Raw genomic sequence first — 20108 nt, forward strand, 5'->3', positions numbered from 1 at the left:
ATCCCATGAGCCGGGAGGGCCGCGCCTCCCGGCACTCACCGCCGACCTGTGCTCGCTCCCAGTCGCGCACAGCCGAATTGACGCAGGCCGGTTGGGCCGAACCGTCTTGACGGCTCCTGAGTGCCTCCGCAGACTGGGAGCGCACACAGTTCAAAGGAGAACCACGCCGCACCGATCCGCCTCGAGCCCGCTCCTGCGGGCCCCGAAGGCCCCGTGAGCGCTCCGAGCGCCACCACCCCACCCCGCCCGACCGGGCCCCTCCCTCCCCTCCGCCTCCGTGTGCGCGGCGGTCGGCACGAGGGCCCGGCGGCGGACGCACCACGAAAGGACACGCATGTCTGCACGCACCAGGAGGACCGCCGGCACCGCTGCCGTCGCCGCGGTCTCCACGCTCCTCGGTGCCTTCGCCGGCGTCGGAGCGACCAGCGCCTCCGCCGCGGAGGGACCGGTCGATGCCGGGATCTTCGTCGAGAAGGTCGACGGCCTCCCGGCCGACTTCATCAAGGGCGCCGACATCTCGAGCGTCCTGTCGCTCGAGGAGAGCGGAGTCGTCTTCCGCGACGAGACGGGTCAGGAGGCCGACGTCTTCGAGGTCCTCGCCGACGAGGGCGTCACCTCGGTCCGCGTCCGGGTCTGGAACGACCCGTTCGACGCCGAGGGCAACGGCTACGGGGCCGGCGACGTCGACGTCGACCGCGCGATCGAGATCGGCGAGCGCGCCACGGCCGCCGGCCTGGGTCTGCTCGTCGACTTCCACTACTCCGACTTCTGGGCCGACCCCGCCCGCCAGCTGGCGCCGAAGGCCTGGGCCGGCCTCGCCGCTCCCGAGCTCACCACCGCCCTGCACGATTACACCGCGGAGTCGCTGCAGCGCTTCGAGGACGCCGGCGTCGATGTCGACATGGTCCAGATCGGCAACGAGACCAACAACGGCTTGGCCGGCTACAGCCGCGCGGCGACCGACATGGACGCGACCCTCGCCGGGCTGTTCTCGGCCGGCAGCTCCGCGGTCCGAGAGGTCCTGCCGGACGCGCAGGTCGCGGTGCACTTCACCAACCCCGAGACGCCGGGCCGCTACTCCGCCATCGCCGCGGGCCTGGACCGCTTCGACGTCGACTACGACGTCTTCGCGAGCTCCTACTACCCGTTCTGGCACGGCAGCCCCGAGAACCTCACGGCCTCGCTGTCGCAGATCGCCGACACCTACGGCAAGAAGGTCATGGTCGCCGAGACCTCGTGGGCGCACACCCTCGAGGACGGCGACGGCTACCCCAACGTCATCGACGAGAGCACCGTCACCGACGACTACCCGATCAGCGTGCAGGGCCAGGCCACGGCGCTGCGCGACGTGATCGCGGCGGTGCACGCGGTCGGCGACGCCGGCATCGGCGTCTACTACTGGGAGCCGGCCTGGCTGCCCGTGGGCCCCGCGAGCGGGGTCGAGCAGAACCGCGTGCTCTGGGAGCGCGACGGCTCCGGCTGGGCCACGAGCTTCGCCGCTCCCTACGACCCCGTGCACGTGGGCGACGACTTCGGAGGATCGGGCTGGGACAACCAGGCCCTCTTCGCCGCCGACGGCACGCCGCTCGAGTCGCTCAGCACCTTCCGCTACGTCGACACCGGGGCGGTCGCGCCCCGCGGGGTCACCGGAGTGGATGCGGTCGAGCTCACCGTCGTCGACGGCGAGCCGGTCGAGCTCCCCGCGACCGTCTCGGTGAACTTCAACGACGGCACGGTCGAGACGCCCGCCGTGACCTGGAGCGGAGCCGCCTCCTGGATCCGCGGACCCGGCGAGTACACGATCCCCGGTCGCACGGACTCGGGGCTCGACGTCTCGGCGACCGTCGTGGTCGTCGCTCCGAACCTCGTGCGGAACCCCGGATTCGAGGACGCGGACACGTCGGCGTGGACCTTCACCGGACCGGCCGCGCGCACCGAGACCGGTGACGCCGCCGAGGGCGACTTCGCCGTCACCTTCTGGAACGGCACCGCCTACGAGACCTCGGCGCGCCAGACGATCACCGGAGTCCCCGCCGGCGCGTACACGCTGCGCGCGACCACGCAGGGCACCAACAGCCCCGCGAGCGACGTCCGCACCCTGAGCGCGACCACCTCCGCGGGCACGACCAGCGCCCCGCTGGTGCTCACGACCTGGAGCTCCTTCTCGACGACGACGGTCCCCGTGGTGGTCGGCGAGGACGGCGTGGTCGAGATCGCGGCCGACTTCGCGCTCACCGGAGGAGCGTGGGGCGTCCTCGACGACGTGCGCCTCGTCGCCGACACCGCGGAGTCGACCGCCGACACCACCTCCCTCGAGGCGGCGCTCGCCGAAGCCGACGCCGTCGACCGCGACGCGTGGACCGAGGAGTCGCTCGCGCGCCTCGACGAGAGCCGCACGATCGCCGCCGTGGTGCTCGCCGGATCCGCTGCGACGCAGGCCGACGTGGACGCCGCGGAGCGCGGCCTCCGCGACTCCCTCGGCGCCCTCGAGAACGCGCTGCGCGTGAACCTCGGCGCGACCGTCACCTGCGCGGCCGGCAAGGCCGTGATCTCGGTGAGGGCCGCGAACGGCGGCACCGACCGCGTCGCCCTCTCGGTGCGCACGCCCTACGGCAGCGCGAAGCTGCCGTCGCTGTCCGCGGGGAAGTCCGCGTCGGTGACGGTGCCCACTCCGCTGCGCTCGGTGCCGGCCTTCTCGCTCACGGTCGACGTGCGCGGCACGGTCGCCGGCGAGCCCGCCTCCGCCGTGATCCCGATCGAGTCGGCGGCGAAGCGCTGCCGCTGACCCCTGGGTGAGCTCCCGCGAGATGCCACTCCGGTACACGACACGCCGTCCCCGGCGTACCGGAATGGCATCTCGCGGGCTCGCGCGCCGGGCCCTCAGCCGGAGTGCGTCGTCACCAGCAGGTAGCGCGCCGCACCGGCCGCGTCGGCCGGAACCGACCAGCGGTGCGGGCGCGTCGTCTCGATCGTGATCGACTCGCCCGCCGACACCGTGCGGGACGCCCCGTCGGCGTAGGTGAGCACGGCGGCCCCCTCCGTCACGAAGACGAACTCCTCACCCGGATGCGCGAAGTCGACGTCGTCCGACTGCCCCGGCTGCGCGGTGAAGAGGTACGCCTCCGTCCGGCGCCCAGGGCCCCCCGCGACCAGCCGCGCGCGCGGGGCGTGTGGGGCGTCGCTCGCGCGCAGGTGCGCCTCCGGTGTCGTGTCGTCGGAGGAGGCGATCGCCGGTACCAGCTCGGCCGGCGGCACGTCGAACGCCGCGGCCAGGGCGTAGAGGGTCGAGAGGCTGGGCAGCAGCCGGCCGTTCTCGAGCTTCGAGAGGAACGGCTGCGAGACGCCGGCCTCGGCCGCGAGCGCCCGCATCGACAGGCCGCGGGAGGTCCGCAGGGCGCGGACGAGCGCGCCGATCTCGGAGGCGAGGGCGGGTGCCTCCGCAGCGTCGTCGCTCATCGGTCCTCCGGGTGGTGCGGTGGTGCGGTCTTGCGGCGAATGATTACTCCTGGTTATCATCGCCGTGTTGATAACGCGAGGTTATCAGCCCTCCGGTCGGGAGCATCCGATCGCCATCGAAGGGCAGCACCCGTGACCAAGCAGATCTTCCTCGGCGCGTTCGAGGAGTTCACGCCGAACTTCATCAGCAACGCCTGGCATCACCCCCGCGGCGACACGAGCGGATTCGCCACCCTCGAGTACTGGCAGGACCTCGCGCGCAGACTCGAGGACGCCGGCTTCGACTTCCTCTTCCTCGCCGAGGCGCTCGGCTACCCGATGAGCGGCGACGACGTGCCCGAGGTCGTGATCCGCGAGGCCGTGCAGGTACCCGTGCACGATCCGCTCGCCCTCGTCAGCGGGCTCGCCGCCACCGTCGACCGCCTCGGCTTCGTCGTCACCGCCTCCACCACCGCGCAGCAGCCCTACCTCAACGCCCGCACCTTCACCACGCTGGATCACCTGACGAAGGGCCGCATCGCCTGGAACATCGTCACCTCCGACAACCAGGTCGCGCTCACCAAGCTCCTCGGGCACGACGGAGTCACGCCCCACGACGAGCGCTACCGCCGCGCCACCGAGTTCGTCGAGCTGTGCCTGAAGCTCTGGGAGGGCGCGTGGGAGGACGACGCCGTCGTCTACGACAAGGCGACCCGGACCTACGCCGACCCCGCGAAGGTGCACCGCATCACCCACGAGGGGGAGTACTTCCGCTACGACGGCTACTTCCCGGCGATCCCGTCGGTGCAGCGCACGCCGCTCCTGCTGCAGGCGGGCACCTCCTCGGCCGGCCGCGCCTTCGCCGGCCGCTACGGCGAGTGCGTCTTCATCCAGGACCGCGACCTCGGCAAGGCCGCCGCCACCGTCGCCGACCTGCGGGCGCGGGCCGAGGCGAACGGCCGCGACCCGCGGCACATCACGGTCATCCCCTCCGTCTCGATCATCGTCGGCGACACGGAGGAGGAGGCGGTGCGCCTGCGCGCCGAGCTCGACGCGACGCCCTCCCGCGAGGCCGCCGCCGCGCTGTTCATGGGTTGGAGCGGCGTCGACCTGATGTCGTTCCCGCTCGACGCGACCCTCGCCGAGGTGACGACCGAGGTCGGGCAGACCATGCTCGCGATGTTCCAGCAGCCCGAGTACAGCCCGACCGTCGCCGAGATCCTCGACGTGATCACGTCCTCGATCGGGGGCATGCGCGTCACCGGCACCGCGGAGTCGGTCGCCGATCAGCTGCAGGAGATCGTCGACCGCACCGACGTCGACGGCTTCCTGATCGAGTACACCTACGGCTCGTGGGAGACGTACCGCGACTTCGCGGAGCAGGTGATGCCGCTGCTGCGTGAGCGCGGCATGCTGCCCGAGACGCCCCGCTCCGGATCGATGCGCGAGCGGATCCTCGGACGCGGCGTGCCGACGCTGCCAGCCGGGCACCCCGGCTCCGCGTTCCGGGTGGGCGAGGCGCGGTGACCCTCCTGGACGCGGTGGTGCAGCCCCACCGCGCGGTCCCGACTCCGGTCGCCGCGGTCGCCGCCCTCGTCGACGGCGCCCCGGTCGGCATGGTGGTGGCGACCCTGGCCCTCGGCGTCAGCTTCGATCCGCCGCTCTGCACGATCGCGGTGCAGCGCTCCTCGAGCACCTGGCCGCACCTGGCCGGCGCGGCGCGCCTGGGCGTCTCGGTGCTGGGCTCGGATCAGGACGCGGCGGTGCTGCGGATCGCGTCGCGCGATCGGGCGGGCCGGTTCGCCGGAGTCGCGTGGACCGCCTCGGAGGCCGGAGCCGTGACGATCGACGGTGCGGCACTGCACCTCGAGTGCTCCGTCGAGCAGGTGCACGACGCGGGCGACCACCTGCTCGTCGTGCTGCGCGTCCAGGACGTGCGCCACGACTCCGCCCGCGAAGCCCTGCTGGCCCGCGACCGCCGCTTCGGCCGCTACGTCGAGTCGGCCTGACCCCTCGTGCCGCCGTTGGGCACTCGTCGCTGCTTCGAGGCGCTCGGAGCAGCAGGACGTGCCGAACGGCGCCACAGTCACTCGCCCCGGCTCGTGTACATCCGGGCCAGGAGCTCGGCGGCGCCGGCGGCGTCGAGCCCCAGGATGTCGTCGTCCGATACCCCCTGATCGCGCAGCGCATCGCGCAGGTACAGCGGCACCGACCGCCTCGGCGGGAGGGGCTGCGGCTCTCCTCGATCGGGCCGCGCACCCTCGAGCACGCAGGCCCAGAAGACGTCGTGCACGACCTCGAGCTGCGTGCGGAGGATGTGCGACCACATCGAGGCGGCGTACTCGCTCCTGTCGACCGGTCGCGAGATCCTCGTGCGGAGGATCCGGCCGTCCCACAGGGTCAGCTCGTAGGTGCGGTGGTGGGTGACGGGCTTCCCGCTGGCGCCCCGGACCAGCACCCACTCCTCGGTCTCGCAGAACCGGTCGTGGTGCTCACGGGTGGCGGGGGGTCGCTTCTCACTCACCGCCGTGCCGGAACCAGGCGAGGAGCTCCTCCTCGGTCGACAGCTTGATCAACTGCACGAGCGCCCAGTTCCCGGCGTGGTTCGGGGCGTGCTGAAGGTGATCCTCCCAGTCCTCGGCGTACTCGCGGAGGGAGAGCGCCAGGTCGTCGAGAGCGTCGTCGACGTCCGCTCCCTCCGAGACGAACGGCCGATCGTCCATCAGTGCGATGACGCGGTCGTCCTCCCTTGTGAGCGAGACCCGGGGGGAGACGGTGTGGAAGAAGTAGTCGCGGAGTCGGTCTGCGGGCACGACGGCCGAGACCAGCTCGTCCCGGCGGACCGTGACGATCCTCCCGCGCTGCACGGAGTCGAGGACGTCCTTGAGGTGCTTGCGGGCGTCGGACGCGGTCGGGTAGTCGACGGTGAGGGGCATGGGCGAGGGGGATCCTTTGGTATGCGTGTACGCAGTGTACAAGTTGTACTCCCGCTTGGCTCCGCGGCCGAGACGACTGGCGCGGAAGACGGGCCGGGCCCCGGACGCGACGAAGCCCCGAGGCGCCGGAGCGGCTCGGGGCTTCCGTGACGAGCGGGCGTCAGCCCGACGGGTTCTCGACCGGGTCGCCCTCGGGGTCGGTCGCGGTGTCGGGGTCGACGTGCTCCGGATCGACGGTCTCGGTGTCGGGAACGTCGCCGGGTGTGGTCTTGTCGGTCATCGGATCCTCCTTCTGGTCGTGTCGGATCGTGCGGTTCGCGGGCAACGCTACGTCGCGCTCCTCGCCCGCCGCGCCCCCGTTGACGCGAGGGGCGGAGGAGTGCCACGCGGGCATCGCGGCCACGCGCGGGTCGTGCGCGGCCGCGCGGTCGAGGGCGGAGGCGAGGAGGCCCGCGCCGAGGTCCCCGAGGCGGGCGGCGAGCAGGTGCCGGAGCGAGCGCAGGAGCCGGATCATCCGCTCATCCTCCCGCCACCGCTCGCCCGACCGGCGTCCCGTGCCAGTCCTTCGCGCCGTCCGCAAGGCCTGGAGCGGGTTCCGCCCGGTTCGTAGTCTCGACACGACCGATACGAGGAGCGCCACCTGATGATCCGAACCACCGTCACGATCGACGGCAAGACCTACGGGCTCTCGCAGGGAGCGGATGTCGCGGGACTCAAGCAGTCGACGACCGAGGCGTCCCGGGCCGGTGGCGGCATGGTCGAGTTCGTGGTGGTCGGCAACCGTCAGGTCAGTGCGCTGGTGTCGCCGGGCGTGCCGGTGATCTTCGAGGACCACGAGGTTCCGGACGACGACCGCGACACGGGCGACGTCCAGGAGCCGTGGGACGACATCGAGTACCTCGACTGACGCACTTCCCGGGGCGAGTCCCCGGGTCCTGAGCGCCTGAGGGGTGCCGCCGGCTCGACCCGGCGCCTCTCGGGCCCCTCGTGAGGGTGCGGAGGAGCGCCTACTCGGCGCCCTCCGCCTCCGCGAGCTCCCCCTCGACCAGCGCGCACGCGGCGGCGGCGAGCGACGAGCGCACCTGCTCCTGCGTGACGCCGAGGATCCCCGCGATCGCGTCGAGGTCGTGCCGGCCGGTGTGCCGCAGCAGCCAGCACTGGCGCTGGAGCGTGGGCAGAGCGTGGAGGCGGCGGTGGAAGCCCGAGCGGAGCAGGTCCTCGTCGCGCAGGCGGGCCGGTGCGACGACGGTCACCGCCTGCTCGCCTCGCTCCAGGCTCGCCCGGCCGATCTCGGTGCGCGCGAGCTCGAGCGCCGACGCCTCGTCGACGACCTGCGGCGACCCGCTGCGGAGGGTGACGGCCGCGTTCTGCAGGGCGGCGCCGGCCGCCGACTCGGACAGCGTGAGTCGGTAGGCGTAGGCGTAGAGCCCGGAGCCGCGCGAGGCGAGCACGCGTCCGACGAGCATCTCGCGCTGCTGCTGCGCCTGCGACGCACCCACGGCCGCCACCGGCCCTTCGTACGCGTTCACGGTCTCTCCCTCGACTCGGTACCACCCGTCCGGGGTGGTTCGCACCGATGCTAGGGGGAGGAGAACGCTCGTTCTACCCTTGACTTCTCAGGAACTCTCCATGCGGACGTATGGGAAGCGCTTGCCGGTCACTCCCTCGCGGAGAGGATGCAGAACTCGTTCCCTTCCGGATCCGCGAGCACGACCCAGGACTGCTCTCCCTGACCCACGTCCACCCGGGACGCGCCCGCCCCGAGCAGGCGCGCGACCTCGGCGTCCTGGTCGTCCGGCACGAAGTCCAGATGCAGGCGGTTCTTGACGCTCTTGCGCTCCGGCACGTTCAAGAACAGCAGGCTCGGCCCGCGGCCCGACGGAGGGAGCAGCTCGATGCCCTCGTCGTCCTCGTCCACGACGTCCCAGCCGAGCGCCTCCTGCCACCAGTGCCCGAGCATCCGGAAGTCGGTGCAGTCGACGATGATCTCTTCGAGTCGGAGGGCCATGCCCCCGACGCTAATCGGCGCTCGCGGCGTCGCGGAACCCCTTCCCGAGAGGCGACCCCTGCTGTTCCAGCACGACCGCTCGCCCCGCCGCCCCGCACCCGGCATCCTCGATCACGACGGAAGGAACCGCGATGACCACCGCACGCGACCACTGGGAGGCGCGCTACGCCGACTCCGACCGCATCTGGTCGGGCCGGCCCAACGCCGCGCTCGTCGACCTCGTCCAGGACCTGCCGCCCGGCCGCGCCCTCGATCTGGGCTGCGGCGAGGGCGGCGACGCCCTCTGGCTCGCCGAGCAGGGCTGGAGCGTCACCGGCCTCGACCTCTCGGAGACCGCGCTCGGCCGCGCCCGACAGGAGGCGGAGCGCCGCGGACTCGCCGTTCAGTTCCGGCAGGCCGACCTCGGCGCCGACTGGCCGACCGCCGGGCCGTTCGATCTCGTCTGCGCGAGCTTCCTGCACTCGATGGTCGAGCTGCCGCGCACCGCGATCCTGCGGCGCGCGGGCGATCTCGTCGCTCCGGGTGGCCGCCTCGCGATCGTGACGCACGCCGCCCCTCCGCCCTGGTCGGGCCACAAGCACCCCGTGCAGCACCTGCCCTCGCCCGAGGAGGAGCTCGCCGAGCTCGCCTTCGACCCGACCGAGTGGATCGAGCGCGTCGTCGGCACGCGCGAGCGCACCGCCTCCCGGCCCGACGGCCACGAGGGAGTGCTGCTCGACGGAGTGGTCCTGCTGGAGCGCCGCGCTCGGTAGCGTGTCGGCGTACCCACGACCTGGAGGCGCCCGTGCCGCTCGACCCGTACCTCGCCGCCCGCGTGCACCTGCTCGAGGGCGTCACCGATCCGCTCGATCCGGAGCAGGCGGCCCGCCTCGCCGAGTTCGCCGTGGATCCCGCCCCGTGGACGCTGTCGGAGGGTGTCAGCGTCTCGGACGCCACGATCGAGGGCCCGCACGGCCCCGTGCCGCTGCGGACCTACGAGCCCGCGGAGCCGTCCGGTCGGGCACTGCTCTGGGTGCACGGCGGCGGCTTCGCCGCGGGCGACCTCGACATGCCGGAGTCGCACGTCGTCTCGGCCGAGCTCGCCGGCCGCTCGGGCGCCCGCGTCGTGTCGGTCGGCTACCGGCTCGCCAGCGCGAGCATCCGCTACCCCGTTCCGCTCGACGACGTGCACGCCGCGTGGCGGCACCTGCGCGCCGAGACCCCGCGCGAGCACCCCGTCGCGATCGGCGGGGCGAGCGCCGGTGCCGCGCTCGCCCTCGCCACCGCGCTGCGTGAGCGCGACGCCGGGGGGCCCGGACCCGAGCACGTCCTCCTCGCCTACCCGTTCGCGCACTTCCCGAACCCGACCGTCGACGACGACGTCGTGCGCGAGCTGCTGACGCTGCCGGCCGCGATGCGCTTCCCCACCTCGAGCATCGAGGCGATGGTGCAGAACTACGTCGGCCGCCTCTCTGCTCTGCCGTCCGACGCCCTGCCCGGAGCCGCCCCGCTCGCCGGGCTCCCGCCGATCTCGGTGATGGTGAGCGAGTTCGACGAGCTGCGCGGCTCGGCCGAGCTCCTCCTGCGTCAGCTGGCGGAGGCGGGCGTCGCCGCGACGGGGTACCTCGCGGCGGGCATGCCCCACGGGCACCTCAACCGCACGCCGTCGCTGCCCGAGGTCGACCGCTCGCTCGCCTTCTTCGCCGCGCAGCTCCGGGCGCTCGGCTGAGCACCGGCGGGCCTGCTCCGCGCCCTCGGCTGAGCGCCGGCCGCGCTCACTTCACGCCGAAGTAGTCGAAGCCGACGTAGCCGACCGGATTCGTCAGCCGCACCTCGACGGTGTGCGTCCCCGCGGTCAGCCCCGTGATCTCGGCGAGCTTCGCCCCGAACTGCGTCGTGGCAGCGGTGGTGCCGATGTTCGCCTGGTGGAGTCGCCCGTCGATCCAGAGGTCGAACTTCCCGCCCTTCGACGAGAGCGTCCTGCCCCAGACCGACACCGAGGTCCCGGTGAACGTGAGGGCCGCCCGCGCGCCGGCGCGGTTCGAGACCGACTTGGTTCCGGAGTAGTAGCCCGCGTCGCCGGAGTGCGTCCAGACTCCGCTGTAGAGGACCGTCGAGGCGGCGTTGTCGGTGATCCGACCCGGCATCTCGTCCAGGGTCAGGCTGAGCGGGTCGTTCAGGTAGGCGGACGCGTTGAGGTTGCCGATGATGCTGTAGTCGACGGTCGTCTTCATCCAGTTCATCGCCCCGACGACCTTCGGGAAGCGGCCGCGGACCTCCCGCAGCATCTGGGTGGTGTCCCACGGTGCGGACGTGCCCGTGGTCTGCCCAGCCTCGGTGAACAGGATCACCTTGTTCTTCTGGATCATCCAGTCGTACCGGGCGGTGTCGGTCAGCTCCCTCCAGTAGCGCTCGTGGCCCAGCACGTCGACGTAGGCGTCGCCCGGGTACCGGTCGGTGATCGCCCGGCCGAACGCCGTGCCGCTGTTCGGCGACCACGCCCAGAGCACGTTCGTGAGCCCGCGCTGCACGGTCAGGTAGTCGTACATGTGCTTCCACAGCGCCGTGTACTGGGCCGCCGGAGCTGCGCCGCTGGCGTGGTAGCCCCACCAGAACGAGGTCCCGTTCATCTCGTGGAACGGACGCCAGACCACCGGCACGCCCGCGTCCGAGTAGCGCTGCAGGATGTCGCCGACCCGGGTGAGCCACTGCATGTACTCCCCGTAGGCGGCGGTGCCGGGCGTGTACGCCTCGGACAGGGTGTGGCCGGCGGGGATGCGCGACCAGGCGTCCTCCGCGGTCCACGGGTTCGAGGCGTGCCAGCTCAGCGTGACGACGCCGCCGTTCACCGCGTGCGCGATCGAGGGAGCCAGGATGTTGCTGTCGCTGGGCATGTTGGCGGCGGTCGTCGCCGTCCCGCTCTTGTCGAACGTTCGATTGGTGAGATCGAAGCCGACGAGCGCGGGGGACTCGCCCGTCGCGGTCTGCACGCGCCCGATGTGGTAGTTCCAGCAGTCCTGCACAGTGGTCAGGGTGATGCCCGGCGTCGACCGCTCGGGGCGGCCGTAGTTGGGAGCGACGAACTGGCCCGTCAGGAACTTGTCGCTCGAGCGGTACTGCAGCGCCGAGAGGAACTGCAGCAGCTCCGTCGTCTTCGCCGTGGCGGCGGGGTTCACCGGGATCTGCGCCATCGACAGCGCTCCTGCCGCCGATCGGGAGGCGCTCGATCCGAGCCCTGCCTCGAGCCCGGCGGCGGTCGGGGCGACGAGCAGGACCACGGCGGTCACTGCGGAGACGATTCTGAACTTCATCACTGCTCCTCTGGGGGCACGGAGTCTGGGGCTGTACAGGAGGGCGCCGACGGCGAGGGAGGGCCGTATCGGCGGTGGCCGGAGCCGACCGGGAGGTCGGCAGGGCGGGACCGGTCGGGCTGCGGCCATGGGATCGGGCACCGACGACGGCATCCCGCGGCGGGGACGCGAGCGCAACGGTCACGGAGGAGGAGGACCGGCCGGCGCTCGCAGGAGCCGCCGGCCGGCGCTCGTCAGCCGCGCGGAACGAGGCGGGTGATCTTCCGCCCACCCAGCTCGGTGACGTAGATGCTCCCCGAGGCGGCGTGCTGCGCCACGTCGAGCGGTTGGTCGAAGCCTTTGAACCCGGCCACCCCGAGCGTGCGGCTCACGATCCTGCCGTCGGTCCCGCTCGGGTCCAGCACCATCAGGTCCTGACTCGCGCTGTAGCGGACGACGATGAGCTTGCCTTTCAGTGCGCCGCCGAAGCCGCCGCCGAGGTACTCGATCACTCCGTTCGCCGAGGCGTGCAGCCCGGCGTCGAAGACGTCGGCCTTGCGGTAGTTGCGGTCCGGGAGCACGCCCACGGGGTAGGCGGTCGCCTCGAACGCGTCCTGCGCCGAGGTGGGGTTGCCTCCGTTGAAGACCCACTCGCAGCGCGACGGGTTGGGGTGGCCGTAGTAGCCGCCCTGGGTCGCCTTGAACACCCAGTCCGTCTCGTCGACCGGGTTGGAGCCGACTCCGGGCGCCCGCGGTCCGGTCCAGGGGCCGTCGATCCGGGAGGTGCACGACGAGGGGAGCGTCGCGGGGGTCGCCGGGAAGGCGCCGCCGCGGGCGGATCCGTTCGTCGGCACGTAGAGGCGCCCGTTGCTGTGCCAGATCAGGTCGTAGGCGTTGCGCACCCCGGTCGCGTAGAGCGTCAGGGCCGCGCCGGGCGCGGACGGGTCGTACGTGCCGCCCTCCGCGGTCTTGACATTCAGCGGCAGGGTCGCGGGCAGTTTCGCCGGGTCGAGGCGCAGCACGGCGGCGCTGAGCTTGCTCTCGGGTCGGTACTCCCACGCGGAGTCCGGGGCGCCCATCGCCGTGTTGCTGCCCTGGGTGAGGTAGAGCATCCCGTCCTTGAAGGCGAGCGAGTTGCTCTCGTGGTCGCGGGCCGACCGCGGCAGTCCGACGACGACGTCCTGGCCGTTCTGCAGCGCGGCGCCCGACAGGCGGACGATCTTCCCGGTCCAGTCCGGCACGTCCGAGACGCCGACGTACTTGCGGTTCTCGGTGACCCAGAGGATCGGGTTCGCAGCCGTCGCGGCCGGGTCGAACGCGAGGCCGATCACCGTCCGCGCTCCGCCGGCGAGCGTGCGGATCGTGTCGATCCGCTCGCCGGTGCCCAGCGACCCGTCGGCCGCGACCGGGTAGCGGAACAGGTACCCGTCCAGCGTCGCCGCGTAGAGCTTGCCGTCGGGGCCCATCGCCACGCTGGTGAAGCCCTGCCCGGTCGCGGTCGTCGCGACCTGGTCGAAGGCCACTCCGGTGATGCCGGTGCCCTCGCTGGCCGTGCCCACCGTGAAGACGCTCGACCAGGGGTGGAAGGCGTTGCCGGACACGTCCCGCACCGCGCTCGTCACGTCGAAGCGGTAGGTGGTGCCCGCGACGAGCGGGGCGTCGGGAGTGAGGACGATGACGTCGCCGCCGCCGCTGGTGTTCACGTTGGCCGGGACCGACGAGCCGTCGGCGGCCACGCTCAGCCGCACCGTCTCGCGGGTGAGCGTCGACGTGGCGATCCCTCCCGCCGTCACGGCCAGGCCGGCGGTGACGCTGATGTCGCGGGTCGCGCCGGTGGTGAGGTTGACCGGGGTGACGCTCGCCACCTGCGGGCGGTCCGGGCTCGCCGGCACCGGCTCGACCTCGACGAAGTTGATCTTCGTGTTGGTCCCGCCGCGGGGACTCAGCGTGAGCCGTCCGTCCGAGACCTGCACCGTCCGGACGGCCGTCCGGAACCGGTCCTCATCGCTGGGCACGAACCTCGCGACCGCGTTCTGGTTCTCGATGCTGACCTGGTCGACGCTGTCGAAGTAGTTCCCCGCGTCGCCGACCGAGATCGTCACCGAGTACAGGCCGTTCGGGACGGCCATCTCCCACGACCCCGCTCCGGTGGTCCCCGAGGTGCCTCCGCGCCAGTCCATGTGCATCAGACCGGTGAGCCGGGTGTCCGAGGTGGGGGTCCCGGTCCGCAGTCGGCTGTTCAACGTGAAGTCGACCGCGGTGCTCGAGCCGTCGCGGACCCAGCCGTAGCTCCGGCCGCTGCCCTGGCCGGCGCTCGTGCGAGCTCCGTAGGGCTGCCCCCAGTCGGCGAGGTAGCCGGTGGGAGGGGTCGCGGTCGCGGTCGCGAAGCGCACCTTGACCGACGTCGCTCCGGAGGGAGTGGGCGTCGGGGGCGGAGTCGCCGGCGACGGTGACGACGCGCTCGTCGGGGTGAGGATCTCGTGCACCCGGCTGTAGGACGATCCGCCTCGGGGGCCGCCCGCGATGACGTGCAGCCTGCCCGAGACGACGGCGCCGACGGCACCGTGGCGGGGAGTGATCATGTTCGGCAGCGAGCGCCAGGTGTTCGTCGCAGGGTCGTACTCCTGCGTCTGCGGCCAGGTCGCTCCGCTCGGCTGCTTCTCGCCGCCCGCCGCGATCACGCGTCCGTTCACGACTCCGACCGCCATGGTGCGGCGCCCGGTGGGCATCGGAGCGCGCGACAGCCAGCCCCCCGAGAGCGGGTTCAGCATCTCGGCGCTCGCGAGGTTCGGGTTGACCTCGGTGCCGCTCGCCAGTCGGGTGCGGCCACCGAAGACGTGGATCCGATCGTTGACGACCGCGGCCCCGGGGTTGTCGCGAGCCGTCAGGAGCGACGGACCGGCCGACCAGGTGTTGGTCGCGATGTCGTACTTCTCGGTCGTCTTCAGCGAGGCGCCGGTCGAGTCCATCCCGCCGATAGCCCAGATCCTGCCGCCGACGACGACGCCCGCGACTCCTCCGCGGCCGGTCGCCATGCTCGCCCGCGCCGTCCAGGCGTTGGTCGCCGGGTCGTAGCGGTACAGGCTCCTGGACGCCCCCGAGAACGGACCGGTCGATCCGCCGAAGGCGTAGAGCTTGCCGTTGTGCGCGACGACCGCGGGGTTCTCGACCGCGCTGCCCGGCAGCCCGGCCCCGGTGGTCCAGGCGGAGGTGGCGGTGTCGAAGATCCGCAGCGACGACTTGGGGCCGGTGCTGGTCTTGCCGTCGACCACGTAGATCTTCGTGCCGATCGCGGCACCGCCCGCGTCGAGGAGGTCGATCGGCAGGGCCGGGCCGGTGCTCCAGCCGCCGGCGGTGCCGGATGTGGGCGAGGGGGACGGCGACGGCGACGTGGTCGCGGTCGTGGATCCTGACCACGTCTTCGTGGTCGCACCCGACGCGGTGCGTCCACCGCTGACGATGATCTTCCCGTCGATCAGGTCGGCGACCGGGCTCTTCAGCGCTTCGGGGAGGCTGGTGCGCGTGATCCAGGCGTTGGTCGCCGGGTCGTACTCGTACAGGGTCCGGGAGGAGACCGCGCCCGCCTCGGAGCCGCCGAGCACCAGGACCTTGCCGTTCCACGCGAAGGTGGAGGCGCTGATGTGGCCGCGCGCGACCGGCAGGTCGGCGCGTCGGGTCCACGTCTTCGTCACCACGTCGAACGCGTCCACCTGCACCTGCGGAGTGCCCGACTCGTTCTCGCGGTGCTGCCCGCCGATCACGTAGATCTTCGAGCCCAGGACGACCGTGCCGACGTGGTTGCGGGGGTTCGGCACCGGCGTCGACGCCGTCCACGTGGTGCCGCCGTCGAGGTTGAGCACCCAGTGGTCGGGGTGGTCGACGGTCGAGGCGCCCGTCGAGTCCTGCCGGACGGCGCCCGTCAGGTAGTGCAGCTGACGGCCCACGATCGCCGCGCCGCCGCCGCCGCGCGCGGCCGGCAGTGCCGGACCCGCCGTGTACGTGTCGGTCGGGATGTCGTACTTCCACACCCGCCGCGACGAGTCCTTCTTGTCGAGTCCGACGTAGCCGCCGAGAATCCACAGGGTGGTGCCGTCGGCGACGACGGGCGCGTGCGTGATCAGCTCGGGGAGGTCGCGCAGGCGCGTCCAGCTGTTCGTCGCCGGGTCGTAGCGGTCGGAGCGCAGCGTCTGCGTGACTCCGGAGAACTGCCCGCCGAAGACGTACAGCTTCCCGCCGACGGCGACTCCGCCCGCTTCGGCGCGCGCGATGGCCGCCGACGCTCGCTGCAGCCAGGTGATGGTCGCCGGAGCGACCGCCGCGGCCGACACGACGGCCAGGGCCTCGGTGCTCGAGTGGTCGTGCGGTGCGGCCTCGGCGGCCGTGTGGTCGTGCGGGGCCTCCTCGGTCGCGTGCGTGTGCGGTGCTACCGCTGCCGTGTGCGCCGGGGATGCGGCCTGGCTCGCACCGGTCGTCGCGCCGACCATGCCCGCCGCCAACGCGATCGTGAGGGCCGCGGCGAGCCCCGGCCTGATCGCGGAGTGAGGGGTCCGCTTCGCACGCGGAGTTCTTCCTGACATCTGGTCCCTCTTCCTCGAGGATCCACAAAACTCCGCGCGGTGCCTCCGTGGGTGAGGCGGAGGACCGAGCGGGAACGCCTTCGGGTGGCGTCGCTGGACGCCTTCGGGTGGCGTCGAGCGAGAGTCTCTTCGCCTCCTTGTCCCCTGTCAAGGGGCTTCCGATACCCTGAGAGACCTTGTGTCCCGAGCGGCTGACCGAGGCTGGGAACGGCGCTGATCGGCGTCCCCGCGTCGGTGACTCCGCCCCACCCTTGCTGGTCGAGTAGCCGCCGCCGGCGGCGTCTCGAGACCCCCCCCAGCTCCGGTGGTCGTGGATCTCGATACGCCCGCTGCGCGGGCTACTCGATCAGCAGGAGGGGCGATCGCGGCGTGAGGACGCCGCGCCCCCTTGCTGGTCGAGTAGCCGCCGCCGGCGGCGTCTCGAGACCCCCGTCCCCAGCCGTCGCGGCCCGCCCCCGGAGCGCAGTGAGGTCCCCGAACCCGCCCTCGGCGTCCGGCCAGCACGTGGTGATGAGGTGTCCTGTCTGCGCGGTCACCGGTCCTCGGTGCGGGGCTGAGTGGTGACGGCCGGAGCCGTGACGCTGCCCACCGCGTCGACAGAGGGCCGGATGAACCGCCGACCCGACGGTGTGTGCTCGCTCCGGGTGCGCCTACCGACTCACCGCGCTCCGCGTCAGACCACCAGATCGGCCTCCCAGTTGGTGCGCTGGATCGCCGCGTCGAGGTCGCGCAGCTCGCGGGCGATCTCGTCGGCCCGCGAGCGCAGCTCCTTCACGGGGAGAGCGGACAGCTGCCGCAGCTCGCTCCGCATCTGACGCCGACCCCACGAGCCGGCAGCCGCGTCGGCCGCGCGCACCAGCATCGAGTGCTCGGCACGCAGCGTCTCGCGCCGGGCGAGGGCGGCCGTGAGGGTGCGCCCGTCGGGAGTGAGCACGGCCGTGTTCGTCAGGTTCACCGCGGTCACGATCCGCTCGAGCGCGGCGAGCGCCCGCGTGCACTCGGCGAGCAGCTCGGCCGGGTCCTCGGCCGGGGCCTCGCCCTCCTGGTAGGAGGCGTTCGCGACGATCCGCGTCTGGAGGGCCTCGATCCGCTTCTGCAGGTCCGCCCGTTCGAGGAGGGCTTCGGCGAGTTTCATGCCTCGAGGCTCGCACACGTCACCGACATCCGTCTCGGCCCGGTGCTGCCCTCCGTCTAGGCTGCGACCGTGCCGCTGCAGAATCACCCGGGTGATGTCGAGTTCCCCGTCCGCCCCCGCCTGCGCTTCACCCGGGCCGCGGATCAGCGCCGACGCGGCTCCGGTCGGGCCGGCGCACGCCGTGCCCTGCTGCTGACCGCCCTCGCGGTCCCCTTCGGAGTCGTCGGGTTCGTGCTCGGTCTCGCCGGGGACGAGGGCGGCGAGCCCGCCTTCCCCTTCTTCGCTTTCGCGGTGGGCATGGCGATCGGCCTGGCCGTCGGCTCGCTGATCTTCACCGTCCGCGATGCGGGCGCTCCGCGACGGGAGCAGCTCGCCTACCTCGCCGAGGCGCGCACTACGTCGCCGACCCTCCGTCAGCAGCAGCTGCTGGCTCTGGACGCCGTGAGCGACTTCTCCTTCGGCGGGTGGAACTCGTCCCTCGCCTTCCAGCCGACGTGGGCCGAGCTGCCGCAGCCGCTCCGCGCCCGCTTCGCCGACGGCGCCAAGGGATCGCCCTGGACGGAGCTGCCGATGCCCGTGCTGAGCGAGCAGCGCGCGGCGCTCGATCGCGACTTCCGCATCGCGTCGGCCGAGGATCTCGAGCTCTTCGTCGCCGACGTGCTCGACGTCGGCCCGCTGTCGGCCCGCTTCGCCGAGGTGTCGGCGTCCGACGAGGCCGAGCGGATGCGCTCCCGCGTCGCCGCGCTCACCGGCGAGAGCGAGTTCCATCTGCTCGAGCGCGCCCAGCCGCTCGGCGGCCGGCCTCCGGTGCTGCTGCTCGCGGGCGACGCCGAGCGCGCGATCGGAGCCGTCCGCTACGCCTACGTCGCCGGCTACCTGCCCGCGGACCGCGCGTGGCAGCTGCTCGAGGCGATCGGCGACCGGGTCTTCACCCGCTACGAGAGCTGGGACGACTACTGGCGCGACGGAGCGGTCTCGATCGCGTTCCGCACCGACTCCCTGAGCGCCGTGCAGCAGTACCACCGCCTCCGCTCCGAGCTGCTCGCCTCGTCGTGGCCCGCGGCGTCGGTGCCCTACCCGCGCTGAGCGCTCCCGCCCGCGCGCCTCTCAGCCTTCCGGCGCCTCGTCGCCCCGGCTCGTCGCCGGGATCCCGTCGAGTGCCGCCGCGAGCTCGGCGCGCGACCGCACGCCCAGCCGGCGGTAGACCGCCCGCAGCTGGGTCTTCACGGTGTTGACGCTGATCCCGTTCTCCTCGGCGATGTCGGGGGCGGAGGCGCCGCGGGCGGCCGCGTAGGCGATCCGGCGTCGTGCCGGGGTGAGCTCCGCCGGCTCGCCGATCGCACGCAGTCGCCCCGCCACGTCGTGGTCGCCGGAGGCCGCGAGCTCGTCGGCGATCCGCTGCCGCCGGTCGGCGGGGAGCAGGCCGAACGCCCCGAAGCTCGCGTGAGCGTGCGCGAGCGCTGCGACCTCCTCCACCTCGCCGGCGGGGTCGGCGGAGGCGGCGAGCAGTGCAGGGATCAGCACGCGGGGGCACTCGGCGGAGTCGAGGAGGGGCGCGGCGAGTCGGCGCGCGGTGGCCTCGTCGCCGCGCAGCTGCGCCGACAGCGCCCGGGTCGCCGCGGTGATCCGCGCCATCATCGAGAGCGGTCCGTCCTGCGGGACCCGCCGCTCCGGCGCGTCGGCGAAGGCCTCGACCGCGTCGAGGATCTCGGGATGCCCCCGCCCCGGCCGGGGGCCGGCGACCCTCAGGGACGCGCGGACGTCGTGCAGGACCGAGTCCGACAGCAGCGGCCGCCCGCGGGCGACGACGCCTCGGACGAAGTCGACCGCCGGACCGCGCTCCCCGAGGGCCGTGCCGTCGAGGCCGTCCAGGAGCAGCACGGCGCCGTCGGTGTCGAGCCGATCAGCGCGGAGGAGGGCCTCGGCGAGGACGGCGGCGACGGGCCTCGCCGGCTGCGCGGTTCCGTCCAGGTCGCGCGCTCGCCGGAGCCGGTCGTCCGCGGCGGTGTTGCGGCCGGCGACGGCGTGCAGGAGCGCCGTCGATCCCGCCGTCGAGGCGGCCATCGGGCGATGGCCGATCACCATCGCCCACTCGTGCGCGGAGGCGTGGAGCGCGAGGGCCTCCTCGAGGCGCGAGTCCTGCTCGCAGGTGTGCGCCCACTCCTGGAGGAGCTCGGGCAGCGCGGCCGAGAGCGAGGCCTCCTCGAGCGGGGAGAGCTGACCGAGCAGCGCGCGGGCGTCCGCCATCAGCCGGAGGGCGTCCTCCATCCGCCCCTGCCCGCGCGCCACCGAGCCCCGCGCCGCCCAGACGCTCAGCTGATCGGCCGCGGACAGCGGTACCGGCAGCGGCCGCCGACCGGGCGCCGGGTCGACCCAGCCGTCGCCGCGGAGGGTGCGGCCGAGATGGGCCATCGCGATCCGCAGGCGCGGCGACCGGTCCAGGACCTCCGGCGGCATGCGCTCGAGGGCACGGAGGAGGATCGCGGGCTCGACCTGCACGAGGTGCGTGTACGAGGAGCGCAGGAGGTCGAGGACCGTCGTCCAGTCGCCGTCGTCGACCGCCGACGTCAGGCGTCTGGCGACGGGATCCTGCGTCACGAGGGGCCGTCCGAAGCGTCGTCGTGGGGACGCCTGCGCCTCCCGAGCAGGTCGATCGCGGCGGACGTGCGGTAGCGGTCGAGGAGGGCGGCGCTGCTGTCGGTGTCGATCATGAGTGGGTGATCCTCGGGGGCGGAGACGGGTGCGGCC

Annotated in this window: 17 protein-coding genes; 7 read left to right on the forward strand and 10 right to left on the reverse strand. The window is 72.9% G+C overall.

Translation table 11 applies throughout. The features are described 5' to 3' along the window. The first annotated feature begins 334 nt into the window (after nt 1-334). Nucleotides 335-2785, forward strand: coding sequence for a glycosyl hydrolase 53 family protein (locus C1I63_RS05770; RefSeq protein WP_211315576.1), 2451 nt, complete (start codon nt 335-337; stop codon nt 2783-2785). Between the two features lie 95 nt (nt 2786-2880). Here C1I63_RS05770 and C1I63_RS05775 read toward each other — a convergent pair whose 3' ends face one another. Beyond that, the gene (locus tag C1I63_RS05775) at nt 2881-3456 is read right to left on the reverse strand and encodes a helix-turn-helix domain-containing protein (RefSeq protein WP_055785077.1); all 576 of its coding nucleotides are present in this window, start codon (nt 3454-3456) and stop codon (nt 2881-2883) included. Nucleotides 3457-3588: 132 nt separating this feature from the next. Here C1I63_RS05775 and C1I63_RS05780 point away from each other — a divergent pair, with 132 nt between their 5' ends. Together C1I63_RS05780 and C1I63_RS05785 are read left to right on the forward strand one after the other, a co-directional pair. Continuing rightward, nucleotides 3589-4962, forward strand: coding sequence for an NtaA/DmoA family FMN-dependent monooxygenase (locus C1I63_RS05780; RefSeq protein ID WP_170116321.1), 1374 nt, complete (start codon nt 3589-3591; stop codon nt 4960-4962). Continuing rightward, a complete protein-coding gene (locus C1I63_RS05785) occupies nt 4959-5444 on the forward strand; it encodes a flavin reductase family protein (RefSeq protein WP_170116322.1) in 486 nt (161 codons plus the stop codon). The genes C1I63_RS05780 and C1I63_RS05785 overlap by 4 nt, the downstream gene beginning before the upstream one ends. 77 nt (nt 5445-5521) lie before the next feature. Here the strand turns inward: C1I63_RS05785 and C1I63_RS05790 are convergent, their stop codons facing one another. From C1I63_RS05790 to C1I63_RS05800, 3 genes are all read right to left on the reverse strand, one after another. Beyond that, entirely contained in the window at nt 5522-5959 is a 438-nt protein-coding gene (locus C1I63_RS05790; protein WP_107574115.1) for a cytotoxic translational repressor of toxin-antitoxin stability system, read from the reverse strand. Next, on the reverse strand, nt 5952-6371 hold the full coding sequence (locus tag C1I63_RS05795; RefSeq protein WP_107574116.1) for a prevent-host-death protein: 420 nt from the start codon (nt 6369-6371) through the stop codon (nt 5952-5954). Before C1I63_RS05795 ends, C1I63_RS05790 begins: the two co-directional genes overlap by 8 nt. Before the next feature lie 160 nt (nt 6372-6531). After that, nucleotides 6532-6885, reverse strand: coding sequence for a hypothetical protein (locus C1I63_RS05800; protein WP_107574117.1), 354 nt, complete (start codon nt 6883-6885; stop codon nt 6532-6534). A 129-nt stretch (nt 6886-7014) separates the two neighbouring features. Here C1I63_RS05800 and C1I63_RS05805 point away from each other — a divergent pair, with 129 nt between their 5' ends. Further along, nucleotides 7015-7278 (forward strand): hypothetical protein, encoded by a 264-nt coding sequence (locus tag C1I63_RS05805; RefSeq protein ID WP_056865957.1) that lies wholly within the window; start codon nt 7015-7017, stop codon nt 7276-7278. A 100-nt stretch (nt 7279-7378) separates the two neighbouring features. On the opposite strand, the gene C1I63_RS05810 is transcribed toward C1I63_RS05805, so the two are convergent. Together C1I63_RS05810 and C1I63_RS05815 are read right to left on the reverse strand one after the other, a co-directional pair. Further along, the gene (locus C1I63_RS05810; RefSeq protein WP_146168374.1) at nt 7379-7900 is read right to left on the reverse strand and encodes a hypothetical protein; all 522 of its coding nucleotides are present in this window, start codon (nt 7898-7900) and stop codon (nt 7379-7381) included. A gap of 128 nt (nt 7901-8028) precedes the next feature. Next, nucleotides 8029-8379: a VOC family protein gene (locus C1I63_RS05815; protein ID WP_055785101.1), complete on the reverse strand. Its 351-nt coding sequence runs from the start codon at nt 8377-8379 to the stop codon at nt 8029-8031. A gap of 131 nt (nt 8380-8510) precedes the next feature. On the opposite strand from C1I63_RS05815, the gene C1I63_RS05820 reads away from it, so the two are divergent. Both C1I63_RS05820 and C1I63_RS05825 read left to right on the forward strand, forming a co-directional pair. After that, entirely contained in the window at nt 8511-9131 is a 621-nt protein-coding gene (locus C1I63_RS05820) for a class I SAM-dependent methyltransferase (RefSeq protein ID WP_107574119.1), read from the forward strand. A 32-nt stretch (nt 9132-9163) separates the two neighbouring features. Then, entirely contained in the window at nt 9164-10087 is a 924-nt protein-coding gene (locus tag C1I63_RS05825; RefSeq protein WP_107574120.1) for an alpha/beta hydrolase fold domain-containing protein, read from the forward strand. Nucleotides 10088-10133: 46 nt separating this feature from the next. On the opposite strand, the gene C1I63_RS05830 is transcribed toward C1I63_RS05825, so the two are convergent. The 3 genes from C1I63_RS05830 to C1I63_RS05845 all read right to left on the reverse strand — a co-directional run bounded on the left by C1I63_RS05830 (nt 10134) and on the right by C1I63_RS05845 (nt 17360). Further along, entirely contained in the window at nt 10134-11669 is a 1536-nt protein-coding gene (locus C1I63_RS05830; RefSeq protein WP_170116323.1) for a glycosyl hydrolase, read from the reverse strand. A 233-nt stretch (nt 11670-11902) separates the two neighbouring features. Further along, on the reverse strand, nt 11903-16225 hold the full coding sequence (locus C1I63_RS05835; RefSeq protein ID WP_107574122.1) for a Kelch repeat-containing protein: 4323 nt from the start codon (nt 16223-16225) through the stop codon (nt 11903-11905). A gap of 673 nt (nt 16226-16898) precedes the next feature. Continuing rightward, nucleotides 16899-17360, reverse strand: coding sequence for a DIP1984 family protein (locus C1I63_RS05845; RefSeq protein WP_107574124.1), 462 nt, complete (start codon nt 17358-17360; stop codon nt 16899-16901). A 69-nt stretch (nt 17361-17429) separates the two neighbouring features. Here C1I63_RS05845 and C1I63_RS05850 point away from each other — a divergent pair, with 69 nt between their 5' ends. Next, on the forward strand, nt 17430-18446 hold the full coding sequence (locus C1I63_RS05850; protein WP_107574125.1) for a DUF1266 domain-containing protein: 1017 nt from the start codon (nt 17430-17432) through the stop codon (nt 18444-18446). Nucleotides 18447-18467: 21 nt separating this feature from the next. Here C1I63_RS05850 and C1I63_RS05855 read toward each other — a convergent pair whose 3' ends face one another. Continuing rightward, entirely contained in the window at nt 18468-19958 is a 1491-nt protein-coding gene (locus tag C1I63_RS05855; RefSeq protein WP_107574126.1) for a LuxR C-terminal-related transcriptional regulator, read from the reverse strand. Nucleotides 19959-20108: the final 150 nt, after the last annotated feature.

Origin of the sequence: Rathayibacter caricis DSM 15933 (assembly GCF_003044275.1) — a bacterium.
In the GTDB taxonomy this organism is placed as follows: domain Bacteria; phylum Actinomycetota; class Actinomycetes; order Actinomycetales; family Microbacteriaceae; genus Rathayibacter; species Rathayibacter caricis.

What these genes read in the sequence shown, in the direction of transcription:
- C1I63_RS05770 (WP_211315576.1), top strand. Translation starts at nt 335, where the DNA reads ATGTCTGCACGCACCAGGAGGACCGCCGGCACCGCTGCCGTCGCCGCG.
- C1I63_RS05775 (WP_055785077.1), bottom strand. Translation starts at nt 3,456, where the DNA reads ATGAGCGACGACGCTGCGGAGGCACCCGCCCTCGCCTCCGAGATCGGC.
- C1I63_RS05795 (WP_107574116.1), bottom strand. Translation starts at nt 6,371, where the DNA reads ATGCCCCTCACCGTCGACTACCCGACCGCGTCCGACGCCCGCAAGCAC.
- C1I63_RS05800 (WP_107574117.1), bottom strand. Translation starts at nt 6,885, where the DNA reads ATGATCCGGCTCCTGCGCTCGCTCCGGCACCTGCTCGCCGCCCGCCTC.
- C1I63_RS05805 (WP_056865957.1), top strand. Translation starts at nt 7,015, where the DNA reads ATGATCCGAACCACCGTCACGATCGACGGCAAGACCTACGGGCTCTCG.
- C1I63_RS05815 (WP_055785101.1), bottom strand. Translation starts at nt 8,379, where the DNA reads ATGGCCCTCCGACTCGAAGAGATCATCGTCGACTGCACCGACTTCCGG.
- C1I63_RS05820 (WP_107574119.1), top strand. Translation starts at nt 8,511, where the DNA reads ATGACCACCGCACGCGACCACTGGGAGGCGCGCTACGCCGACTCCGAC.
- C1I63_RS05830 (WP_170116323.1), bottom strand. Translation starts at nt 11,669, where the DNA reads ATGAAGTTCAGAATCGTCTCCGCAGTGACCGCCGTGGTCCTGCTCGTC.
- C1I63_RS05835 (WP_107574122.1), bottom strand. Translation starts at nt 16,225, where the DNA reads ATGTCAGGAAGAACTCCGCGTGCGAAGCGGACCCCTCACTCCGCGATC.
- C1I63_RS05845 (WP_107574124.1), bottom strand. Translation starts at nt 17,360, where the DNA reads ATGAAACTCGCCGAAGCCCTCCTCGAACGGGCGGACCTGCAGAAGCGG.